This is a genomic window from Pseudomonas kairouanensis (assembly GCF_004682055.1).
In the GTDB taxonomy this organism is placed as follows: Bacteria; Pseudomonadota; Gammaproteobacteria; order Pseudomonadales; family Pseudomonadaceae; genus Aquipseudomonas; species Aquipseudomonas kairouanensis.
The window spans coordinates 15,500-35,312 of record NZ_QUZU01000022.1; the positions used below are offsets into that span (position 1 = coordinate 15,500).

15 protein-coding genes are annotated in these 19,813 nt (G+C 59.5%); 4 read left to right on the forward strand and 11 right to left on the reverse strand.

The window, feature by feature from the left end:
• Positions 1 to 4: 4 nt before the first annotated feature.
• From DYL59_RS17715 to DYL59_RS17725, 3 genes are all read right to left on the reverse strand, one after another.
• Entirely contained in the window at positions 5 to 2,434 is a 2,430-nt protein-coding gene (locus DYL59_RS17715) for a TonB-dependent receptor (RefSeq protein WP_135290311.1), read from the reverse strand.
• A gap of 90 nt (positions 2,435 to 2,524) precedes the next feature.
• Entirely contained in the window at positions 2,525 to 3,478 is a 954-nt protein-coding gene (locus tag DYL59_RS17720) for a FecR domain-containing protein (RefSeq protein WP_135290312.1), read from the reverse strand.
• Positions 3,475 to 3,972, reverse strand: a complete 498-nt coding sequence (locus DYL59_RS17725) for a sigma-70 family RNA polymerase sigma factor (RefSeq protein ID WP_135290313.1) — start codon at positions 3,970 to 3,972, stop codon at positions 3,475 to 3,477. Before DYL59_RS17725 ends, DYL59_RS17720 begins: the two co-directional genes overlap by 4 nt.
• A 128-nt stretch (positions 3,973 to 4,100) precedes the next feature.
• Here DYL59_RS17725 and DYL59_RS17730 point away from each other — a divergent pair, with 128 nt between their 5' ends.
• Positions 4,101 to 5,255: an acetyltransferase domain-containing protein gene (locus DYL59_RS17730; RefSeq protein ID WP_135290314.1), complete on the forward strand. Its 1,155-nt coding sequence runs from the start codon at positions 4,101 to 4,103 to the stop codon at positions 5,253 to 5,255.
• Between the two features lie 130 nt (positions 5,256 to 5,385).
• Here DYL59_RS17730 and metE read toward each other — a convergent pair whose 3' ends face one another.
• Positions 5,386 to 7,674: a 5-methyltetrahydropteroyltriglutamate--homocysteine S-methyltransferase gene (gene metE / locus DYL59_RS17735; RefSeq protein ID WP_135290315.1), complete on the reverse strand. Its 2,289-nt coding sequence runs from the start codon at positions 7,672 to 7,674 to the stop codon at positions 5,386 to 5,388.
• Between the two features lie 97 nt (positions 7,675 to 7,771).
• Positions 7,772 to 8,377, reverse strand: coding sequence for a LysE family translocator (locus tag DYL59_RS17740; protein ID WP_135290316.1), 606 nt, complete (start codon positions 8,375 to 8,377; stop codon positions 7,772 to 7,774).
• 332 nt (positions 8,378 to 8,709) lie between these two features.
• Here DYL59_RS17740 and DYL59_RS17745 point away from each other — a divergent pair, with 332 nt between their 5' ends.
• The gene (locus tag DYL59_RS17745; protein ID WP_058423990.1) at positions 8,710 to 9,807 is read left to right on the forward strand and encodes a carboxynorspermidine decarboxylase; all 1,098 of its coding nucleotides are present in this window, start codon (positions 8,710 to 8,712) and stop codon (positions 9,805 to 9,807) included.
• A 28-nt stretch (positions 9,808 to 9,835) separates the two neighbouring features.
• The gene (locus DYL59_RS17750) at positions 9,836 to 11,080 is read left to right on the forward strand and encodes a saccharopine dehydrogenase family protein (RefSeq protein WP_135290317.1); all 1,245 of its coding nucleotides are present in this window, start codon (positions 9,836 to 9,838) and stop codon (positions 11,078 to 11,080) included.
• A gap of 300 nt (positions 11,081 to 11,380) precedes the next feature.
• Here DYL59_RS17750 and DYL59_RS17755 read toward each other — a convergent pair whose 3' ends face one another.
• From DYL59_RS17755 to DYL59_RS17765, 3 genes are read right to left on the reverse strand one after another with little or no spacing between them, the layout of a single operon-like run.
• The gene (locus tag DYL59_RS17755; protein WP_135290318.1) at positions 11,381 to 13,348 is read right to left on the reverse strand and encodes a hypothetical protein; all 1,968 of its coding nucleotides are present in this window, start codon (positions 13,346 to 13,348) and stop codon (positions 11,381 to 11,383) included.
• A 48-nt stretch (positions 13,349 to 13,396) separates the two neighbouring features.
• On the reverse strand, positions 13,397 to 14,434 hold the full coding sequence (locus DYL59_RS17760) for a polyprenyl synthetase family protein (RefSeq protein ID WP_135290319.1): 1,038 nt from the start codon (positions 14,432 to 14,434) through the stop codon (positions 13,397 to 13,399).
• A gap of 22 nt (positions 14,435 to 14,456) precedes the next feature.
• A complete protein-coding gene (locus DYL59_RS17765) occupies positions 14,457 to 16,400 on the reverse strand; it encodes a hypothetical protein (RefSeq protein ID WP_135290320.1) in 1,944 nt (647 codons plus the stop codon).
• 236 nt (positions 16,401 to 16,636) lie between these two features.
• Between DYL59_RS17765 and DYL59_RS17770 the strand changes: the two genes are divergently transcribed.
• The gene (locus tag DYL59_RS17770; RefSeq protein WP_135290321.1) at positions 16,637 to 17,140 is read left to right on the forward strand and encodes a signal peptidase II; all 504 of its coding nucleotides are present in this window, start codon (positions 16,637 to 16,639) and stop codon (positions 17,138 to 17,140) included.
• 31 nt (positions 17,141 to 17,171) lie between these two features.
• On the opposite strand, the gene glsB is transcribed toward DYL59_RS17770, so the two are convergent.
• From glsB to DYL59_RS17785, 3 genes are all read right to left on the reverse strand, one after another.
• On the reverse strand, positions 17,172 to 18,080 hold the full coding sequence (glsB, locus tag DYL59_RS17775) for a glutaminase B (RefSeq protein ID WP_135290322.1): 909 nt from the start codon (positions 18,078 to 18,080) through the stop codon (positions 17,172 to 17,174).
• Positions 18,081 to 18,172: 92 nt separating this feature from the next.
• The gene (locus DYL59_RS17780) at positions 18,173 to 18,961 is read right to left on the reverse strand and encodes an ABC transporter ATP-binding protein (RefSeq protein ID WP_135290323.1); all 789 of its coding nucleotides are present in this window, start codon (positions 18,959 to 18,961) and stop codon (positions 18,173 to 18,175) included.
• A gap of 1 nt (position 18,962) precedes the next feature.
• Complete coding sequence (locus DYL59_RS17785; protein WP_135290324.1) at positions 18,963 to 19,784, reverse strand: ABC transporter permease subunit; 822 nt, start codon at positions 19,782 to 19,784, stop codon at positions 18,963 to 18,965.
• Positions 19,785 to 19,813: the final 29 nt, after the last annotated feature.

Here is a 19,813-nt window from a genome sequence, read left to right on the forward strand (position 1 = left end):
CGGTTTAGAAATCGACCGTGGCCGAGACCTTCACCGTTCGCGGCTCGCCCTGGGTCAGGTAGTTGTTGGCGGTGGAGGCCGACGCCCAGTACGCCTTGTTCGCCACGTTCTCGACGTTGGCACGCAGGGTGATGTACTTGTCATCGGCTTTGAAACCGTAGCGGGCACCGAGGTCGACGCGGGTCCAGGCCGGGATGTTCAGGGTGTTGGCGGCGTTGACGTATTCGCCCCCTGTTCGCAGCATCCGCGCGTTGACCGCAGCACCCTGGATGCCCGGAATATCCCAGTCGGCCCCCACGTTGTACTGGAAGCGCGGCACCCCGGCGGCACGGTTGCCGTCGGTGAGGCCGTTGGAGGTGTTCTGCAACTCGGTGTTCATCCAGGTGGCGCCGGCCAGCAGGCGCAGGCCATCAACCGGCTCACCGAAGACATTCAACTCCACCCCTTTGTTGATTTGTTTGCCATCCACGCTAAACGTGTTGGTGCCATTGGCGTTAGTGTTAGTCGCGCTATTGGGCTGCTCGATACGGTAAACACCCAGGGTTGCGCCGTAGGTATCCCAGTCCAGCTTCACCCCTGCCTCGGTTTGTTTGCTGCGGTTGGGCGCAAACACTTCACCGGGGTTGGTCACGTTGGTCAACGGTGCCGTTGGTCCCTGGGCCAGGCCTTCGATGCGGTTGGCATAGAACGACACGTGCTCCCACGGTTTAACCACCAGGCCATACACCGGCGTGGTGATCGACTCCGCGTAGTTGGCGTTGCGCACCCCTGTGGTGGTGTTCCAGGCATCCACTTCGATGGTCTGGCGACGAACGCCCAGGGTCAGCAGCACACGGTCATCGATAAAGCCCAAGGTGTCGGACACCGCCGCACTCTTGATACGGTTCTTGCCCACCACCCGTGGGTCGTGAATATCGCTGCCGAAATAGGTCACGCTGGGGCGCGGGATCTGGGTCGGGTTGTACAGGTTGCCCGGCTGGCGGTTGGCTTGCAGGATCGCCTCGAACGCCGAGCGCTGTTCGCCCCAGATGCCCGACAAGCCGACGTTCATCTGGTGGGTCACCGGCCCCGTGTCGAAATGCCCGTTCAGGCCGGCCATGGCGCTCTTGTTGTCCTCGTCATGGGGCGAATACAAAAAACCGACCCGTCCCGCGCCGTTGTTGCCCACGTACAGCGACGAATACTGACCGTTTTCTCGCGTGTGCTTGGCGCCGCCGCCCACGTAGGCGGTCCAGCTTTCATTCAGGTCATATTCGGCATTGAACATTCCGTAGGTGTCTTCCAGCTCCGACCAACTCCAGTCCTGGGCATAGTTATGCTTGGCCGACGGCGCCTTGGGCACTTGGGTGCCGTTGGGGTAGACCACCGAGCGGCCGTTGTTGATGCGCTCTTTCTGGTAGCCAAAGTCGGTGGACACCCGCAAGCGATCACCCCGGTAGTCCAGGGCCACGGCCACCAGTTGGGAGCTTTTGAACTCGTCATCGATGGCCGTGTCGCCACCGTGCTTAGCCAGGTTGATGCGTGCGCCGAAGCGGTTGTCTTCGCCAAAGCGCTGGCCCAGGTCCAGATGGCCGCCGGTTTGCCCGCCGCTGGCCGCATCCAGGGTGACGCTGCGAGTTGCAACGTCTTCGGCGCGCTTGGGCACCAGGTTGACGCTGCCGCCAATCCCCGAACCGGCTGGCGATACGCCGTTGACGAAGGCGTTGGGGCCTTTGAACAACTCCACGCGCTCCAGGGCTTCGGTGGTGATGATCTGCCGTGGCAGTACGCCGTACAAGCCGTTGAAGGCAATGTCATCGGTGTTCAGCGGCAGGCCGCGAATGGTGAACACCTGGGAAAAGTTGCCGAAGCCCGAGGATTGGCGCACCGAGGCATCGTTGAGCAATACATCGCCCACCGTGCGTGCCTGCTGGTCGGCGATGGTCTTAGCGGTGTAGCTGACCACGCTGAACGGCACATCATTGATCGAACGGTTGCCCAACACGCCAAGCCGCGCCGAACGCGCCACCTGGCCACCGCCGTAGGTGTCGGCCTGTGCACCGCTTTCGCCGCTGATGGTGGTCGCCCCCAGTTGCACCGCATCGCCCGTGGCCTCTGGCACCACGGTATAGCCATTCGCACCGGTGCTTTGCAGGGTGTAGCCGCTGCCTTGCAGCAACTGCATAAAGCCTGATTGCGCGGTGTAGTTGCCCTGCAAGCCGGGGCTTTGCTGGTCGTTGAGCAGCGTGGAGTCAAACGACAGCGGCACCCCCGACAACGCCGCAAACTGTGCCAACACATTGCCCAACGGCCCCGGTGCGATGTTGTAGCTACGCGCTGCGCTGGTGGACGCCGCGTCTGCGGCCTGCGCGTAATGCATCGGCGCGATGGCGGCCAGGGCAACGGCCAGGCTCAAGGCCTTCAGGGGGCGGATGGGGTGCGGGGTGGAGGTCATGGGCATTCCTGTCGGCGCGGTGCAAAGTTGAGGGTTCTCCCCTACACCGCACGACAACGAAAAAGGTGTCAGCGAAAGTTGAAATTCAATTCAGCGCGGTTCGACCGTCACCCAGTAGCCGGTCAAGCTGCTGACGGTGACCGGCAGGGTTTGCTGCAACAGGCGCAGGCTGGCGTCGATGTCACGCAGGGGAAACGCCCCGGAAACCCTCAGCCCAGCCACGCTGGCATGGCAGCGCAACACGCCATGGCGGTAGCGACCCAATTCATCCAGCAGGTCCGCCAGGGGCATCTGCTGGGCCAGCAACATGCCGTTTTCCCAGGTCATGGCGCTGATATCCAAGGGCTGCACCGCCGCGACAGTGTCGCTGCCGAATGCGCTCTGCTCACCGGCCTTGAGGATCACGCCGCGGCTTGCGTGCGCAGGCAGCATTTGCACCGCGCCTTCGCTGACCGCCACCCGGCTGCTGTGCTCCCCGACCCGCACGCTAAAATGCGTGCCCAGGGCGCGGGCCGTGCCATGGCGGGTCTGCACGACAAAGGGGCGATGGGTCGGTGCTGGGTCCTTGGCGGTGGTGATCATCACCTCGCCTTGCAGCAACTCGATGCGCCGCATCTGGTCGGTAAAGGCGATGTTCAGTGAGCTGGCGGTGTTGATCAGCAACTGCGTGCCATCGGGCAACGTGAGGTTGCGCTGTTCGCCAATGGCCGTGTGCTGGTCGGCGGTCCACGCTTGCCACGGCTTTTGCCGATAGGCCAACCAGGTCGCCGGGCCCGCCAACAGCAGCAGCCCCAGGGCCTGGCGGCGGCCGAGGGATTTCTTGCGGCCGATGCGCTTGAGGGTATCGCCGGCAATGGCGCCGGGCACGCTGTTGAAGTCCCCCAGGATCGCCTGCGCCCGCTGCCAGGCCTGAGCGTGCTGGGCACTGCGGCCTTGCCATTGGGCGATGGCGCGACGGTCTTCGTCGGTGGCGCTGCCGGACTGCAATTGCACCATCCAGTCGGCGGCTTCACCGAGGATCAGCGGGTCGATGGACGGGTTCATGCCACGCTCAGGCATGCGAGGAAGGCATCGCGCATATAGCGTTTGACCGACGCCAGCGACACCTTCAATTCATCGGCGATCTGCGGGTAAGTCAGGCCATCGATCTGCGACATCAGGAACGCCTGGCGGGTTTTGTCCGGCAGGTCGCGCAACATGGCTTCGATGCGATACAACGCCTCCAGGATCAACCAACGGGTTTCCGGCGACGGCACTTCCTGCTCCGGCAGGTGGGCGATGGTTTCCAGGTAGGCACGCTCGACTTCCTGGCGGCGCCAGCTGTCGATCATCAGGCCCTTGGCAATATGGGTGAGCAACGCCCGTGGCTCGCTGCCAAAGCCTGCTGGGTTCTGGCGGGTGAGCAAGCGCATGAAGGTGTCATGGGCCAGGTCCGCTGCATCACTGGCATTGCCCAGCTTGCGATCGAGCCAGCGGTACAGCCATCCGTGGTGTTCGCAGTACAACGCCTGGACAGGCAGATGGAGCGAAGTCGACATGCAGATCACCCGGAACCCGGAAGTAATTAAGAATTGATCGCATTCTAATCGGAGCAACGAAGCCCGGCAACGCACAAATTAATGTTATAGGATAACGCCCCCTTTCCCCCTGCCCTGCGATCCCGCCCATGACCGACGCTGTTCCCTTGCGCCAACGCCTGCTTTCCATCGACGCCCTGCGCGGCCTGGTGATCCTGTTCATGTTGCTGGACCACGTACGCGAAACCTTCCTGCTGCACCGCCAGGTCAGCGACCCCATGACCATCGACAGCACCGAGCCCGCGCTGTTTATCAGCCGCACCCTCGCCCACTTGTGCGCGCCGGTGTTTGTGTTGCTCACCGGGCTGTCCGCGTGGTTGTACGGCCAGAAGTACCAGGGCCGGCGCGATGTATCGGCGTTCCTGTTCAAGCGTGGGTTGTTCCTCGTGGTGCTGGAGTTCACCCTGGTCAACTTCGCCTGGACCTTCCAACTGCCGCCCAGCGTGATCTACATGCAAGTGATCTGGGCGATTGGCGTGAGCATGCTCGCCCTTGCCGCGCTGGTATGGCTGCCACGCCCGCTGTTGATCGGCGTGGCGCTGGTGATCATCGGCGGGCATAACCTGCTCGATGGCCTGCACTTCGCGCCGGGGTCGGCGCTGCAAAACCTGTGGGCGATCCTGCATGAGCGCAGCTGGATCGAGGTCGGCGACACCCTGCGCCTGCGCATCACTTACCCGGTGCTGCCCTGGATCGGCGTGATTGCCCTGGGCTATGGCCTGGGACCGTGGTTTGCCAATGGCGCGCTACCTGCGTTACGTAAGCGGTATTTGCTGCTGGCGGGTGTGGCTGCCTTGGTAGGGTTTGTGGTGTTGCGAGCCTTTAATGGCTACGGGGAAAAACCTTGGCAAGGCTATGAAAACGGCGTGCAGACGTTGATGAGTTTTTTCAACGTGACCAAGTACCCGCCTTCGCTGTTGTTTTTGGCGTTGACCTTGGGGGTTGGGTTACTGCTGTTGCGGGTGTTTGAGCGTGTGGGGCATAAGCGCTGGATCACAGTGCTGGCCACGTTTGGGGCCGTGCCGATGTTCTTCTACCTGTTGCACCTGTATGTGCTGAAAATACTGTATGTCGCGTGCGTGGCGTTGTTTAGCTTGAACCATGGCAACTACTTTGGTTTCGACAGTATTGGGGCGGTGTGGCTGGTGGCGCTGGTGTTGCCACTTGCACTGTATTGGCCAGTGCAATGGTTTGCCAGGCTAAAAGCCCGGCGCCGCGACCTGGCCTGGCTCAAATACCTCTGACCCAACACAGGCCAAAATGTGGGAGGGGGCTTGCTCCCGATTGCAGTGGGTCAGCTACAGATAAGCTGATTGATCCACCGCCATCGGGAGCAAGCCCCCTCCCACATTTAGATTGCGTTACTCCCAAGAATCAGGCCAGTTCAGCCCGCAGTTGGCGAGCCGCTGCAACCATATGAATCAACGCCGCCTCAGTCTCCGGCCAACCTCGCGTTTTCAACCCGCAATCGGGGTTCACCCACAACCGCTCGGCCGGAATCCGCTTGGCCGCCTTGCGCAGCAGGTTGGCCATCTCCGATACATCCGGCACCCGTGGCGAGTGGATGTCGTACACGCCGGGCCCGATTTCATTCGGGTAGGCGAAGGCTTCAAACGCCTCCAGCAACTCCATGTCCGAGCGCGATGTTTCGATGGTGATTACATCGGCATCCATCGCTGCGATGCTTTCGATCACATCGTTGAACTCGCTGTAGCACATGTGGGTGTGGATCTGGGTTTCATCGCGCACGCCCGAGGCACACAGGCGGAACACTTCGGTGGCCCAGTCCAGGTAGTGCTGCCACTGCGCCTGGCGCAACGGCAAGCCTTCACGGAACGCGGCTTCGTCGATCTGCACGATCTTGATGCCGGCCGTTTCCAGGTCCACCACCTCGTCACGAATCGCCAGGGCCAGTTGCCGGGCCTGCACTTCGCGGCTCACGTCTTCACGGGGGAACGACCACATCAGCATGGTCACCGGGCCGGTCAGCATGCCCTTCATCACTTTGCTGGTCAGGCCTTGGGCGTAGCGGATCCACTCCACGGTCATGGCCTTCGGGCGGCTCAGGTCGCCGAAGATCACTGCCGGTTTCACGCAGCGCGAGCCGTAGCTTTGCACCCAGCCGAAGCGGGTGAACACGTAGCCGTCGAGTTGCTCGGCAAAGTACTCGACCATGTCGTTGCGCTCGGCTTCGCCGTGCACCAGCACGTCCAGGCCGAGGTTTTCCTGCACTTCGACGGCGTGCTTGATCTCGCTGTGCATGGCTTCGACGTATTCGGCCTCGCTCAACTTGCCGGCTTTATAGGACTGGCGCGCCAGGCGGATCGAGGCGGTCTGCGGGAACGAACCGATGGTGGTGGTCGGGAACAGCGGCAGGTTCAGGCCGGCGCGTTGTTTCTCGATACGCTGGGCAAACAGCGATTGGCGCTGGCTGTCCTGGGCAGTGATCGCCGCCACACGGGCTTGTACCGCAGGTTTGTGAATACGGGGCGACGCAGCACGCGCGGCTTGCACGGCACGGCTGTGGGCCAAGGCGGCCAACACATCGGGGGCTTCAGGCGCGGTGACGGCTTTAGCCAGCACCGCCACTTCAGCGCATTTTTGCACGGCAAAGGCCAGCCAGCTTTTCAGTTCGGCATCCAGTTGGTCTTCGCGGCCCAAATCCACCGGGCTGTGCAGCAACGAGCAAGACGGTGCCACCCATAGGCGATCCCCGAGCTTTTCATGGGCGTGCTGCAAGGTCGCCAGGGCTTTTTCCAGGTCGCACCGCCATACGTTACGGCCATTGACCACACCCAAGGACAGCACTTTATAAGCAGGTAGACGGTCGAGAATGGTCGGGTACTGTTCCGGTGCGCGCACCAGGTCGATATGCAGGCCGTCCACCGGCAGGTTGGCGGCTAAACCAAGGTTCTCTTCCAGGCCACCGAAGTAGGTGGCCACCAGCTTTTTCAGCGGGTCGCGCTGGATCTGGTTGTAGGCACGCTCGAACGCGTTTTTCCATTCCTGCGGCAGGTCCAGCACCAGGATCGGCTCATCGATCTGCACCCACTCCACGCCCAGGTCGGCCAGGCGTTGGAAGATCTGGCCGTACAGCGGCAGCAGGCGGTCCAGCAGGTCGAGCTTGTCGAAATCACCGCCCTTGGCCTTGCCCAGCCACAGATACGTCAGCGGGCCAATCACCACCGGCTTGACGGTGTGGCCCAATTCGCGGGCTTCCTGAACTTCTTCGAACAACTGGTCCCAACCCAGGTGGAACTGCTGGTCAGCACTGAATTCCGGCACCAGGTAGTGATAGTTGGTATCGAACCACTTGGTCATTTCCTGGGCATGGGCACCGCCGCAGCAGCTGTCGCTGACGCCACGGGCCATGCCGAACAGGGTTTGCAGGGTGGCATGGCCGTCGGCCGGGCGGAAACGCTCGGGGATCACGCCGAACATCAGCGAATGAGTCAGCACCTGGTCGTACCAGGCGAAATCCCCAGCGGGCAGCAACTCGATGCCTGCTTGCTTTTGCAATGCCCAGTGGGTCTTGCGCAAATCACGGCCAATGGCCCGCAGGCCGGCTTCGTCGAGCTCGCCCTTCCAGAACGCTTCCTGCGCTTTTTTCAGTTCACGATCGCGTCCAATGCGCGGAAATCCCAGGGAATGAGCGACTGCCATGACTTACAACTCCAATGTCGTTTTGTATGGCAGCTATTGTCGGCAAGCAGTGATAGTGAGACAAACTCATATTATTCTAGATGATCACAAGATCTACTCATGTTGAGACCAGGTGCACGTAGAACGCGTGGAACATGAAATACGCACACACTGCCAGTGCGATTCCCATGCAGCGGTTGAACAAGGTGAACGCCGACGCCCCGTTGATCCGCCGCCCCAGCAGCGCCCCCAGCAATGAGTAAAGCCACGGCGCACCGAACGCCCCAAAGGCCAACACCGCCGAGACCGCCGCGATGGACACCCCAGTGATATGCGCCGCCGGCAGCATCACGCTGGTGATCGGCAACACCGCCATGATGCCCTTGGGGTTAAGCAGCTGGATCACCAGGCCGTTCCAGAAGGTGAGGGTTTTGGCCGGTGCGCTTGAGGACTCTTCAACCACCGTGCGTGCGTTGAATACCTGGTAAGCGAGGTAAAGCGTGTACACCCCGCCAATCAACGAGATGTACGGCAACGCCGCCTGGGAAATGATCGCCTCCCCGGTGTAGCCGAACACAACGAACAGCAACATCATCGCGCAGCCCACGCCGATGAAAAAGCCGGTAGAGCGGCGGAACTGACCGGTAAGCCCGGCGTTGAGCCCCATGAAATTCACGGGACCGGGGCTGTACATGACGCTGAAGGCGTAGAGGAAAATGTCCATGGAAGACCTGCACTGGAGAAAGTGCGGCCAGTCTATGGTGGGGGTTGGCAGGCAATCTTGTACGTTTGTGGTCGTAAGCCGGGCACAGCTTCAATGTGGGAGGGGGCTTGCTCCCGATGAGGGCGTGTCAGCCGATACATCTGCAACTGAAATACCGCTATCGGGAGCAAGCCCCCTCCCACATTAGACCGGGGTACATCCATAGATGGTCATGTTCAGTGGGTAGGTTGAAAACTGGCGCAGCAAATTCCGCCCACTAACCTTTCGATTCGCCCCAAGTGCGGGCACAATGCGTGTCCTTTTTTGGCAGGCACCGCCGCAGGCTCTCAAAAATGATCAAAACGCCGTACTACCTCATCGATAAACAGAAGCTTCTGGTCAACATGCAGAAGATCGCTTACGTACGCGAGCAGTCCGGCGCCAAGGCGTTGCTGGCGCTCAAGTGCTTTGCCACCTGGTCGGTGTTCGACCTGATGCAGCAATACATGGACGGCACCACCTCCTCGTCGCTGTATGAGTTGAAACTGGGCCGCCAGAAGTTCGAAGGTGAAGCGCACGCCTACAGCGTGGCCTGGGCCGACGATGAAATCGAAGAGATGCTGGATAACTGCGACAAGATCATCTTCAACTCCATCAGCCAATTGCAGCGTTTTGCCGAGCGTTCCGAAGGCAAGACCCGTGGCCTGCGCGTCAACCCGCAGGTGAGCAGCTCGGACTACCTGCTGGCCGACCCGGCGCGCCCGTTCAGCCGTTTGGGCGAGTGGGACCCAGTGAAGATCGAAGGCGTGATCGAGCAAATCTCCGGCTTCATGTTCCACAACAACTGCGAGAACGGCGATTTCAGCCTGTTCGACAAAATGCTCGGCACCATCGAAGAACGCTTCGGCGCGCTGCTGCATAAAGTCGAGTGGGTGAGCCTGGGCGGCGGTATCCACTTCACCGGCGAAGACTATGCCGTGGACGCCTTCTGCGCCCGCCTGAAAGCCTTCTCCGAAAAATACGGCGTACAGGTCTACCTGGAACCGGGTGAAGCGGCGATCACTAACAGCGCCTCCCTGGAAGTCACCGTGCTCGACACCCTCTACAACGGCAAGAACCTCGCCGTGGTAGACAGCTCCATCGAAGCCCACCTGCTGGACCTGCTGATCTATCGCCTCAACGCCAAGCTGGCGCCGAGCGATGGCGAACACACCGTGATGGTGTGCGGCAAATCCTGCCTGGCCGGGGACATCTTCGGTGAGTACCAATTTGATCGTCCGCTGGCCATCGGCGATCGGCTGTCGTTCATCGACACCGCGGGCTACACCATGGTCAAGAAAAATTGGTTCAACGGCCTGAAAATGCCGTCCATCGTAGTGAAACAACTCGACGGTACAGTCGAGGTGGTTCGTGAATTTGGTTACGACGACTACCTGTCCAGCCTTTCGTAAGCTGGCGGATAAAGGAGAGATAAAGCAATTGAAAAAGAACGTTCTTATCATTGGTGCAGGAGGTGTCGCCAAGGTGGTGGCCCACAAGTGCGCGCAGCACAACGACGAACTCGGTCGTATTGCTATCGCGTCGCGCAACATCTCCAAATGCCAGGCCATCATCGACAGCGTCAAGGCCAAGGGTAGCCTCAAAGTACCCGCCGATATCCAAGCCTTCGCGCTGAACGCCCTGGACGTGGAAGCGACCAAGGCCCTGATCCGCGAGACCCAATCGCAGATCGTCATCAACGTCGGGTCCTCGTTCCTGAACATGTCGGTCCTGCGTGCCTGCATCGACACCGGCGTGGCGTACCTCGACACCGCGATCCACGAAGAGCCGGGCAAGGTCTGCGAGACGCCACCTTGGTACGGCAACTACGAGTGGAACCACCTCGAAGAGTGCAAACAGAAGAACATCACCGCCATTCTTGGCGTGGGCTTCGACCCGGGTGTGGTCAACGCGTATGCCGCGTTGGCGCAGCAACAGCATTTTGACCGCATTGATTCGATCGACATTCTCGACGTCAATGCCGGCTCCCACGGCAAATACTTCGCCACCAATTTCGACCCGGAAATCAACTTCCGCGAATTCACCGGACAGGTGTGGAGCTGGCAGAACAGCCAGTGGACCAGCAACACCATGTTCGAAGTCAAACGCACCGACGACCTGCCGGTAGTCGGTTCGCAGAACCTCTACCTCACCGGCCACGATGAAGTGCACTCGCTGTCGAAAAACCTCGACGTGCCCAACGTGCGTTTCTGGATGAGTTTTGGCGAACACTACATCAACGTGTTCACCGTGCTGAACAAGCTCGGCCTGCTCTCCGAAAAACCGGTCACCACCGCCGAAGGCCTGGAAGTGGTGCCACTGAAACTGGTCAAGGCCGTACTGCCCGACCCGTCTTCACTGGCCCCTGGCTACACCGGCAAAACCTGCATCGGCGACCTGGTCAAAGGCACCAAGGACGGCAAGGCGCGCGAAGTGTTCATCTACAACGTAGCTGACCACGAAGAAGCCTTCGCTGAAACCGACAGCCAGGGCATCTCCTACACCGCAGGCGTACCACCGGTAGCCGCAGCGCTGCTGGTCGCCCGTGGCGAGTGGGACGTGCAACGCATGGCCAACGTCGAGGAGCTGCCGGCTGAGCCGTTCCTGAAGGCGCTGGACGTGATGGGCTTGCCGACACGTATCAAGGACGAGCACGGTGATCGTGCCTGGGATGCGATTGCCTGATAGGCGATAGCGACCCGAACAAAAAAATGCGCCCCCAGGGCGCATTTTTTGTTTGGGGAAAAACACATTTCTCAAGCCCAATGACGCCCAAAATGTGGGAGCGGGCTTGAAGGTGTGCAACTGTTGCTGGACATGGCGTTGGATCAAGCTCATCCGGTGACCTGATCGTGCTGGACGTGATGGGCTTAACGACTCGGATCAAGGACGCATACGGTGATCGTGCATGAGATTCGAATGCGCGATGCCCCTTAGACGATGCCTAGTTGCCTAGCGCATATTCATTGCAATATTTTCCGACGATTACGGTGATATGTCGCACACATTAACGACGCCGTCACTCAATCGTGCAAAAGGACTAAAGCCACTCAACTCTACAGCGCCGGATGCCACACCAAAAAAAACGCGCCTAATAGAAAGACCCGTGACATAAGGCAAAAAATAAGTTTGCCGGACAACAGAATCACAATCGATGAACAACTGCTCTGTCTCATCGGCCACTTGTGCATCCATCGTGACAACCCCCTTCCAAATCCGCCCCACTACTTCTTTCAACGCACGCACAATATCCTCGGCACCGGAAACATCAATATTGTTCGCCCGCAAACACACATCAAATAGCCTTATCCACTCACAAGACAAACCACGCAAGACAGATACGTCATCCAGCGCATAACAACTATATAAAGCTGACTTGGCAGCAGTCTCGCAACGCGAAAAATCGCCCTCACTGCACCGTTCGATCAAGACACTACGCCGAACCGCTCGGCGCGCCAATTCAGCAATCAACGCTTCATTATTACTCTCTGAGGGAAAACTCATCTTCCAGAGTGGCATCCAATTGTCCGTATGTAAAACATCACCCGCAAGCATCGTAACAAATACTGAGTGAAGCCTGGCGCTAGCGGATTTAGCAGCATAAGCGCTTTCAATTTCTGGCTGGCTGTGTGCGTAGGCGTATAACTGCCGCCATACTTGATATCGCGGCATCAGCAATTGCCATATACAGCCACCCATTGAAAGCTCAGCGGCCTCCTCGTGACCAAGTTCCCCGCACCGACATGACAGAACATCATCGGTCACAGCGGACAGCGCAGAGCCATAACCACGCACAGCCTCCACCCCGCCAGACAATAATGCGAAAAACACTTCATTTAAAACCTCACCATTTTGATGATCAGACACCACATCGGTCACTTCGTTATAACGCACGATATTATCGGTGGCGCGCTTTAACTTCCCACACCGACTCATTGACCTAAAATAACCTGACGCATCCACCAACCTACAGTATCGACTGGAGTTCATGATGATCTGCAGGTACTGAGGCATTGCCGCGTCCCAATAACGTAGCAAGAAGAACTCACGGGGCGTCACAATGCCACCCGCAGAAGCTACAAATAACGGCAACTCCGGTACATCCTGCATAGCGTTAACCATATATTGCTTTAGCTTCATGACCAGACAGGCAACGATCCCCCCCTGTAGCATTTTCTTCGGCGCTACGCCCCCAAGACAATCCAGGCCGTCGCTCGTGACCAGTTGAAAATCTTCAATCCTCGCTCCTGAGTCATCTGGAGCACCTACGTAATCAATAGCGGCAGTCAAAGATATTATCGATCCAGAAAGATCATGTATCTGAGGATCATCACTTCGAATGAACTGCCAAGCATAGAGGCTTGAAAAGTAGTCACGAAGCACCATCGCAGGTATATCCGAAACATCCAATAAAGGGCGGTGCGCATAGTACTCTCGGCCCCACGCCGAAATCTCGCCGCCTTTCTTCGGCGCCCATCGCGCGATAAAACATAACTTTCTCGAGACAGTGCAACTGGCTTCTGGCGCGATGTCAGTCATCAGCCACCTGCTTGCCGCTGTCACCATAGCCAAAGCTGACAATGGACTTTTCATCACTGAACAATCGAGCGCCTCACACTCCATAGCTTCAAGTGCCCGATCAAATATGTGCGCACCGATTGCATTGGGTTCGATACAGCGCGAATGGTACGGTTCATAACGAGTGGGCGTGGCAATATAGGTCATCGCGCCACTACTTTTATCTCGGTCGAGTCCGTTCCGGCTACGGCCTGCGAAACACTCATACAAACGTAACTCTCCAGCCTTGTCGCCGATCAAGTCCAACTCATCCACACTCCATATATCCAACTCCTTATATCGACCTAACAACTCAACGCGCAAACGACAAATCCCACTGGGATCCCGCAGCCATTGCGCAACGATGTGATCGCGCCTATAACCCAACGTATCCACTTTTACCTCCCGCGCCAAAGCTCACACATCAAACCTGAGGCAAGGGTTTTATAGACGCCCATAGCCTGCTTTCAAGCGCACAAGTTCCTGCCACAGCGCCTCAATACATTTATTCGGCGCAACTACGTCGCACAATTGTCGCCACCCTTCATCAAAGCATTGGTCGATACGCGTCACACCGCCTGCGCCCAGATGCGACAACATCGCCGCCGCCAGCGGACCAGGTTGCGCCCCACTGACAACCTCACTATTACGCTGCTGTAATCGCACAAAGTGTGCCGCGCTCAAATCCTCCGCCAACCAGGCCCAAACCCACGACGGTCGGTTGTTACGCAAATCTTCATAGCGTTTGGCAATGTCAACCTGGTCACTCAAATTGCTTAAGTCATCCAGCATTTGCAGCGCCTTACCCAACTGTTGCCCATACGCTGTCAACGCATCGACAAGTGCGACCGAACCTCCCGCTGCGATAGCCCCCAATGACGTCGCCAGCCCCATCAACTGCCCCGTTTTCAAACCAGAGACCACTGCGACAATGGACGGTAGTTCCTCTTGACGTAAAGCAGTGAGGCGCACGGACAGGTCCAGCGCTTGACCGGAATGGCAATGTAATAAGGTGGAAGAAAACCGGCGCGACAATTGCTGCTCAATGCCACTGGGCAGCTCTAAGCGATGTACCAGGTTGAGCGCCCAGAAATACAGCCAGTTGCCCGTATTCAGCGCCAACGGTAACCCGTGAGTCAGATACAGCGCCGGCCTGCCGCGCCGTTGGGTCGAGTAATCTTCGATGTCATCCACGATCAGCGAGCCCCCGTGAAGGGCTTCAAGAATGATCGGAAGCTCAGGCGGCACAGGCGATGCGCCACCCGCCAAGCGCCAGCCGAGATCGACCAGCGACGCACGAAAACTTTTCCCCGGCGCGCTGAAAAACGTCCGGGCCGGATCCAGTAACGCTTTCTCCCAAAAACACAGAGGCAAGGTGTGCCCTGGAACACATTGCGATGACAATAGACAGTCCTGCTCAAGCAACTGCAACAAGGTGATAGTCACTGGTGCGGGCGCTGACGATTGAAGGTCGATGGACATGATCGGCTCATCCCTGAACGGTTTACACAGAACCCACGTGTGCTGGGTGGCTATCGCATACCGTGGCGATTCCCCGCGTCAAGCGTGCATAGGGGTTGAAACCACCCAACTCTACGGCGCTGGTGGCTACGCCAAAAAAGGCACGCCGCACCACCAGCCCCATCGCCAACGGCAAGGCATAAGTGCGCCGCACCGCTGAGTCGCAATCAACATACAAGCGCTCAGTGTCAGCGCCAGCCTGTACGTCACAGGCCACCGTGTCTTGCCAGGCTCGAAGCAGCGCCGCGCGAAGCGCGTTCAGGATCTGCGGATACGCCGTGGGGCTGACAGAACTGACCTCCAGGCAAGCGTCAAACAGCCCAACCCAGTACTCGGCCAATTCACGCAGTTCCAAAAGCGTTTCCAGCCTGTCGCAACGCTCCAGGAGCGGCGCGATGAGGTGCTCCAAAGCATGCGGGTGCTGTCGGTTTTGCGGCAACAGACACCGCAGCATGACGCGGCGCGCCAACTCACTGATCAAGGTTGGCCCCTGGGCCGCAGAGCCAACCTGCCATAGGGGCTTCCAGGACCGGTCATGCAGGCACTCACCCGGCAACAACTTCAGCATCACGCCCTGTAATCGCTGTCCGGCAGGCAGAGGCGCAAAGGCTGTGCCCACATGGCCTGGACCGTCGCGAAACGCGTGCAATTGCCTCCAGACTTGAAAGCGCGGCAACAGCAGATACCAGAGCGCGCCGCCCATGGACATTTCGGCAGCGACCTCATGCCCTCGGGCCCCACATTCGCAGCGCAATACCTCGTCGGTCACACACGCCAGGCAAGTCCCATATTCACGCACCGCCTCGACGCCCCCCAACGACAGCGCAACGCGTGCCTCATTGAACACCTCACCATTGGTGTAATCAGGGACAAGATCGATTACTTCGTTGTAGCGGATGAGGTTGTCGATAGCGCGCCGAACGGCATGGCAATGCGCAAATGAATCAAACGCATCGGCTTCGTTCATCAGGGAGTGATAGCCATCCGAGTTCATGACCATTCGGTGGTAAGGGCACATTCCCGCATCCCACCAGCGTCCTACAAAAAATTCCGCCGGGGTAACCGGCCCTCCCGCTGCGTCGATAAACGCAAGCAAATCCCCGTGGTACTGCGAGGCTGCCACCATCTCATCCTTGGTGATCATGAACGCGCACGCCACTACCATATCCTGCACAGCCTGATGAATGGCGCGCCCACCCAAATGCACAAGACCGTCACTGCCGGCCACTTGATAAGCCCTGCCAACGGCACCCGGGTCATCCTTGGCGCCCACGTAGTCAATCGCCGTGGTCAATACCATCAACGAACCACACAGGTCGTGAACGCGTGCGTCAGGGCTGCGGATGTACTGCCAGGCAAACGTACTGGCACAAAAATCGCGCAGGATCATCGCGGGAACATCCTGTGCCTTCACGCCAGGCAAAAGCGTTCGATAAGCGTCCGGCAACCGCTCAACTTCCAAGCCCTTTTTGGGGGCAATGTGCGCAAGTGCCCTCAACCCCTGCGCGATGTGACGATTACCTTCGGTCGCCGAACGTGCTGCAAGCCACAGGCTGGCACTTGCCGTCAAGGCTATTGCCGCGAGCGCGCCCGTGGAGACCGTCCGGCAAACCGGCTCGGCACGGATCAAAGCCAGTAATTGCTCAAAGCGCTGCAAACCTTGTTCGCGGGGCTGTATCGAAAGTGACGTGTAGGGCACATAAGGCGCTGCATGCAACATACGGCTCGTTGGCTGGCCGTGCTCGTCCTGATCATGGGGCATCGAGTCGAACAGCGAAGCGACCGCGTCGTTTACCAACCCCAGCGTGTCTGCACTCCATATATCTGCGCTTGCGCTCGTTTCAACAAAACGGGCGCGTATTTCACGGATCTCACGGGGATCACGCAGCCAACGCTGCGCGACTTCAAGGGCGATGGGACTAGGCATGACGAGCCGCTCCTGACTGGTTCCGACGGGATCAGCTTTGACTGGGTCGAACGACATGCCAGGGCACTGCGCGGGGCAAAGACTAGCGAAAGCCAGGTGAGGAATTTTGAGCCTAGAAGAGCTTTTTGGGAGCGTCAAACACCGTCGATCACCGAGGCGCCCGAACATAGACGGCACGCGGCGCGTAAGCTATCTTCACGCACTTTTCCCACAGACCCGGAACAGGAAGCCACCGCTTGAAAACGACCCCCTTCCTGCGAGGCCGCACCTTCGCCCTCCTCGCTGGCATCGCCTTTATTGCCGTAGACCAACTCGTCAAACTGTTGGCCCTGGTTTCGCTGCAAGCCCACAGCTTCAAGATCGGCGCCAACCCGTTCAACCTGGCACTGGAACTGAGCCTGAATCCCGGCGCCTTCCTGAGTCTGGGCGCGGCGTTGCCGCCGCAGGTCAAGCAGCTGATCTTTATCGTCGGCGTGGCAGTGGTGGTGGCTTGGGCGATGGGGTGGTCGCTCTCCAACTGGAGCCAACCGCTGCGTAAAGTCTTGCCGCTCTACGCCATTGCCCTGGGCGGTATCGCCAACCTGATTGACCGTGTATTTCGTGACGGGCGCGTAGTCGACTACATGGTGCTGAACATTGGCCCCACGCATACCGGCGTGTTCAATATTGCCGATATCGCCATCACTGCCGGGGCGCTGTACCTGATGGTGGATCTGTTTGTGAAACCGCGTAAAGCCTAGGCATTAAGGGGGTTCACCCCCCCCAGCGTCCTTAAAACACCGACCACCCAATCCGCTCACTCAACAGTTCCAACGCCTTGATCCCCGCCAGGGAGTTCCCCGCCGCATTCAACTCTGGCGACCACACGCACACCGTAAACTGCCCCGGCACCACCGCGACGATGCCGCCGCCCACGCCGCTTTTGCCTGGCAAGCCCACGCGGTAGGCAAAATTGCCCGCCTCGTCGTACAGGCCGCTGGTGGCCATGATCGAGTTGACCTGCTTGGTCTGGCGCGCCGTCAAAACCTGTTCGCCGCTGTGGGCACTCACCCCCTCGTTGGCCAAAAAGCTGAAGGCCTTGGCCAGGTCCAGGCAGCTCATCTGCAACGCGCAGTAGTTGAAGTAGCTGTGCAATACCGCGTCCACGTCGTTGTGGAAGTTGCCGAAGGATTTCATCAGGTAGGCCATGGCCGCATTACGCGCGCCGTGCTGGGCTTCGGATTCGGCAACGACGCTGTTGACCAGGATCTGTGGGTTGCCTGACAGGCGTCGCACAAAGTCGCGCATCGACAGGATCGGTACGGCAAAGCGCGACTGGTTGATGTCGCAGATCACCAGCGCACCGGCATTGATGAACGGGTTACGCGGCCGACCCCGTTCAAATTCCAACTGCACCAGCGAGTTGAACGGCTGCCCCGAAGGTTCGTGGCCCAGGCGCTCCCAGATGGTTTCGCCGCCATGATCGATGGCCTGCACCAGGCTGAACACCTTGGAAATGCTCTGCACCGAGAACAGGGTGTTGGCGTCACCGGCGCAGTACGCCGCGCCGTCGTTGCCGTATACCGCAATGCCCAGTTGGTTGGCGGGCACATCGGCCAAGGCGGGGATGTAATCGGCGACCTTGCCGAGGCCGATCAGTGGACGAACTTCGTCCAGGATCGACTCCAGCAAGGCCTGCATGTCTTGTCCTGTCATCTGTCTTGCAATCAGTGGATAGCGGGGCGCGGAGGATACTGCAATGGACGCCCGAGCCCCAGCATTCTCGACCTGAACTAGATGGCAATCTTCAATACCGCAGGCTCGGCCCGCACTGGCAAGCGCCGCACGTTAGCCTCCGCCCCACGCACCGCTGGAGCATCCACTTCCACGCCCAGCAACCCCAGCAACCGCGCGCGAATGGCCTGGAACCCTTCCTGGCCGGTGTCCCGCGCACGCGGCAGGTCGATGCGCAGTTGTTCGGCAATCTTGCCGTTCTCCAACACAATCACCCGATCCGCCAGCAGGATCGCCTCGTCCACATCGTGGGTCACCAGCAACACGGCCGGCGTGTGTTTGCGCCACAGTTCGATGATCAGGCGATGCATCTTGATGCGGGTCAGGGCGTCGAGGGCGGCGAAGGGTTCGTCGAGCAGCAACAACTTGGGTTCGCGCACCAGGCCACGGGCCAGGGCCACGCGTTGCGCTTCGCCGCCGGACAGGGTCGCCGGGTAGGCGTCCAGGCGGTGGGCCAGGCCGACTTCGGTGAGGGCCTGTACCGCCCGCTCCTTGGCATTGGCAATGCGCAGGCCCAGCACCACGTTTTTCCAGGCGCGCTTCCAGGGCATCAGGCGTGGCTCCTGGAACACCGCCGCACGCGCCGTGGGCACCCGCAGTTGGCCGCTGTCGATACTGTCCAAACCTGCCAGGCTGCGCAGCAAGGTGGTCTTGCCCGAGCCACTGGCGCCGAGCAAGGCCACGAATTCACCGGGAGCGATGTCCAGGTCCAGGCCATCGATGACCCGTTGCTCGCCGAACTGGCGCACCACATTGCGCAGTTGTACGGGCGCTTCAAATGCCGACATATCAGTTCCTCACAAAAGATGGGCGCCAGGCCAGGGCGAAACGTTCAAGGGTGCGGATCAAACCGTCGATCAGCAGGCCCAGCACGCTGTAGATCAGCAGGCAGATCACGATGACGTCGGTGCGCATGAAGTCCCGTGCGTCACTGGCCAAAAAACCAATACCGGCGGTGGTGTTGATCTGTTCGACAAACACCAAGGCCAGCCAGGAGATGCCCAAGGCGTAGCGCAGGCCAACGAAAAACGAAGGCAGCGAGCCCGGCAAAATCACATGCCAGATCAGCTCGCGACGGCTGAGGCCCAGGGTGTTGGCGGCCTCGATCAATTTGGGGTCGATATTGCGGATGCCGGCGAACAGGTTGAGGTACACGGGAAAGGTCGTGCCCACCACGATCAGGGCGATCTTGGTGAATTCACCAATGCCGAACCACAGGATAAACAGCGGCACCAGGGCCAGGGACGGGATGGTGCGCACCATCTGCATGGGCGAGTCGAGGATCACTTCACCGCGCTTGGACAAGCCGCTGATCAACGCCGCCGCCACACCGATGCTCACGCCGATACTCAGGCCGAACAACGCGCGCTGCAGGGACACCAGCAGGTGCTTGCCCAGCTCGCCGGAGACGATCATCGCCCACAACGTGCCGCCGATCTGCGAGGGTGCCGCAATCACCCGTGCGGGAATCCAGCCCAGTTGCGAGGCCAGCTCCCACAGCAGCAACAGCACCAAGGGGCTGACCAGCCGTAGCAACGCGTCCGGCGTGCGCCATGTGCGCGTGGCCCTGGGTTGAACCTGGGGCTTATTGATGGAGAACGTCTCGGTCATCAGGCTGCTTCCTTAATTAAGACTCGACC

Bases quoted from the DNA above. Each gene is read 5' to 3' on its own strand.
- DYL59_RS17740 (WP_135290316.1), bottom strand. From the start codon at position 8,377: ATGGACATTTTCCTCTACGCCTTCAGCGTCATGTACAGCCCCGGTCCC.
- DYL59_RS17725 (WP_135290313.1), bottom strand. From the start codon at position 3,972: ATGTCGACTTCGCTCCATCTGCCTGTCCAGGCGTTGTACTGCGAACAC.
- metE (WP_135290315.1), bottom strand. From the start codon at position 7,674: ATGGCAGTCGCTCATTCCCTGGGATTTCCGCGCATTGGACGCGATCGT.
- DYL59_RS17780 (WP_135290323.1), bottom strand. From the start codon at position 18,961: ATGTCGGCATTTGAAGCGCCCGTACAACTGCGCAATGTGGTGCGCCAG.
- DYL59_RS17760 (WP_135290319.1), bottom strand. From the start codon at position 14,434: ATGTCCATCGACCTTCAATCGTCAGCGCCCGCACCAGTGACTATCACC.
- DYL59_RS17765 (WP_135290320.1), bottom strand. From the start codon at position 16,400: ATGCCTAGTCCCATCGCCCTTGAAGTCGCGCAGCGTTGGCTGCGTGAT.
- DYL59_RS17720 (WP_135290312.1), bottom strand. From the start codon at position 3,478: ATGAACCCGTCCATCGACCCGCTGATCCTCGGTGAAGCCGCCGACTGG.
- DYL59_RS17730 (WP_135290314.1), top strand. From the start codon at position 4,101: ATGACCGACGCTGTTCCCTTGCGCCAACGCCTGCTTTCCATCGACGCC.
- glsB (WP_135290322.1), bottom strand. From the start codon at position 18,080: ATGCAGGCCTTGCTGGAGTCGATCCTGGACGAAGTTCGTCCACTGATC.
- DYL59_RS17785 (WP_135290324.1), bottom strand. From the start codon at position 19,784: ATGACCGAGACGTTCTCCATCAATAAGCCCCAGGTTCAACCCAGGGCC.
- DYL59_RS17745 (WP_058423990.1), top strand. From the start codon at position 8,710: ATGATCAAAACGCCGTACTACCTCATCGATAAACAGAAGCTTCTGGTC.
- DYL59_RS17715 (WP_135290311.1), bottom strand. From the start codon at position 2,434: ATGACCTCCACCCCGCACCCCATCCGCCCCCTGAAGGCCTTGAGCCTG.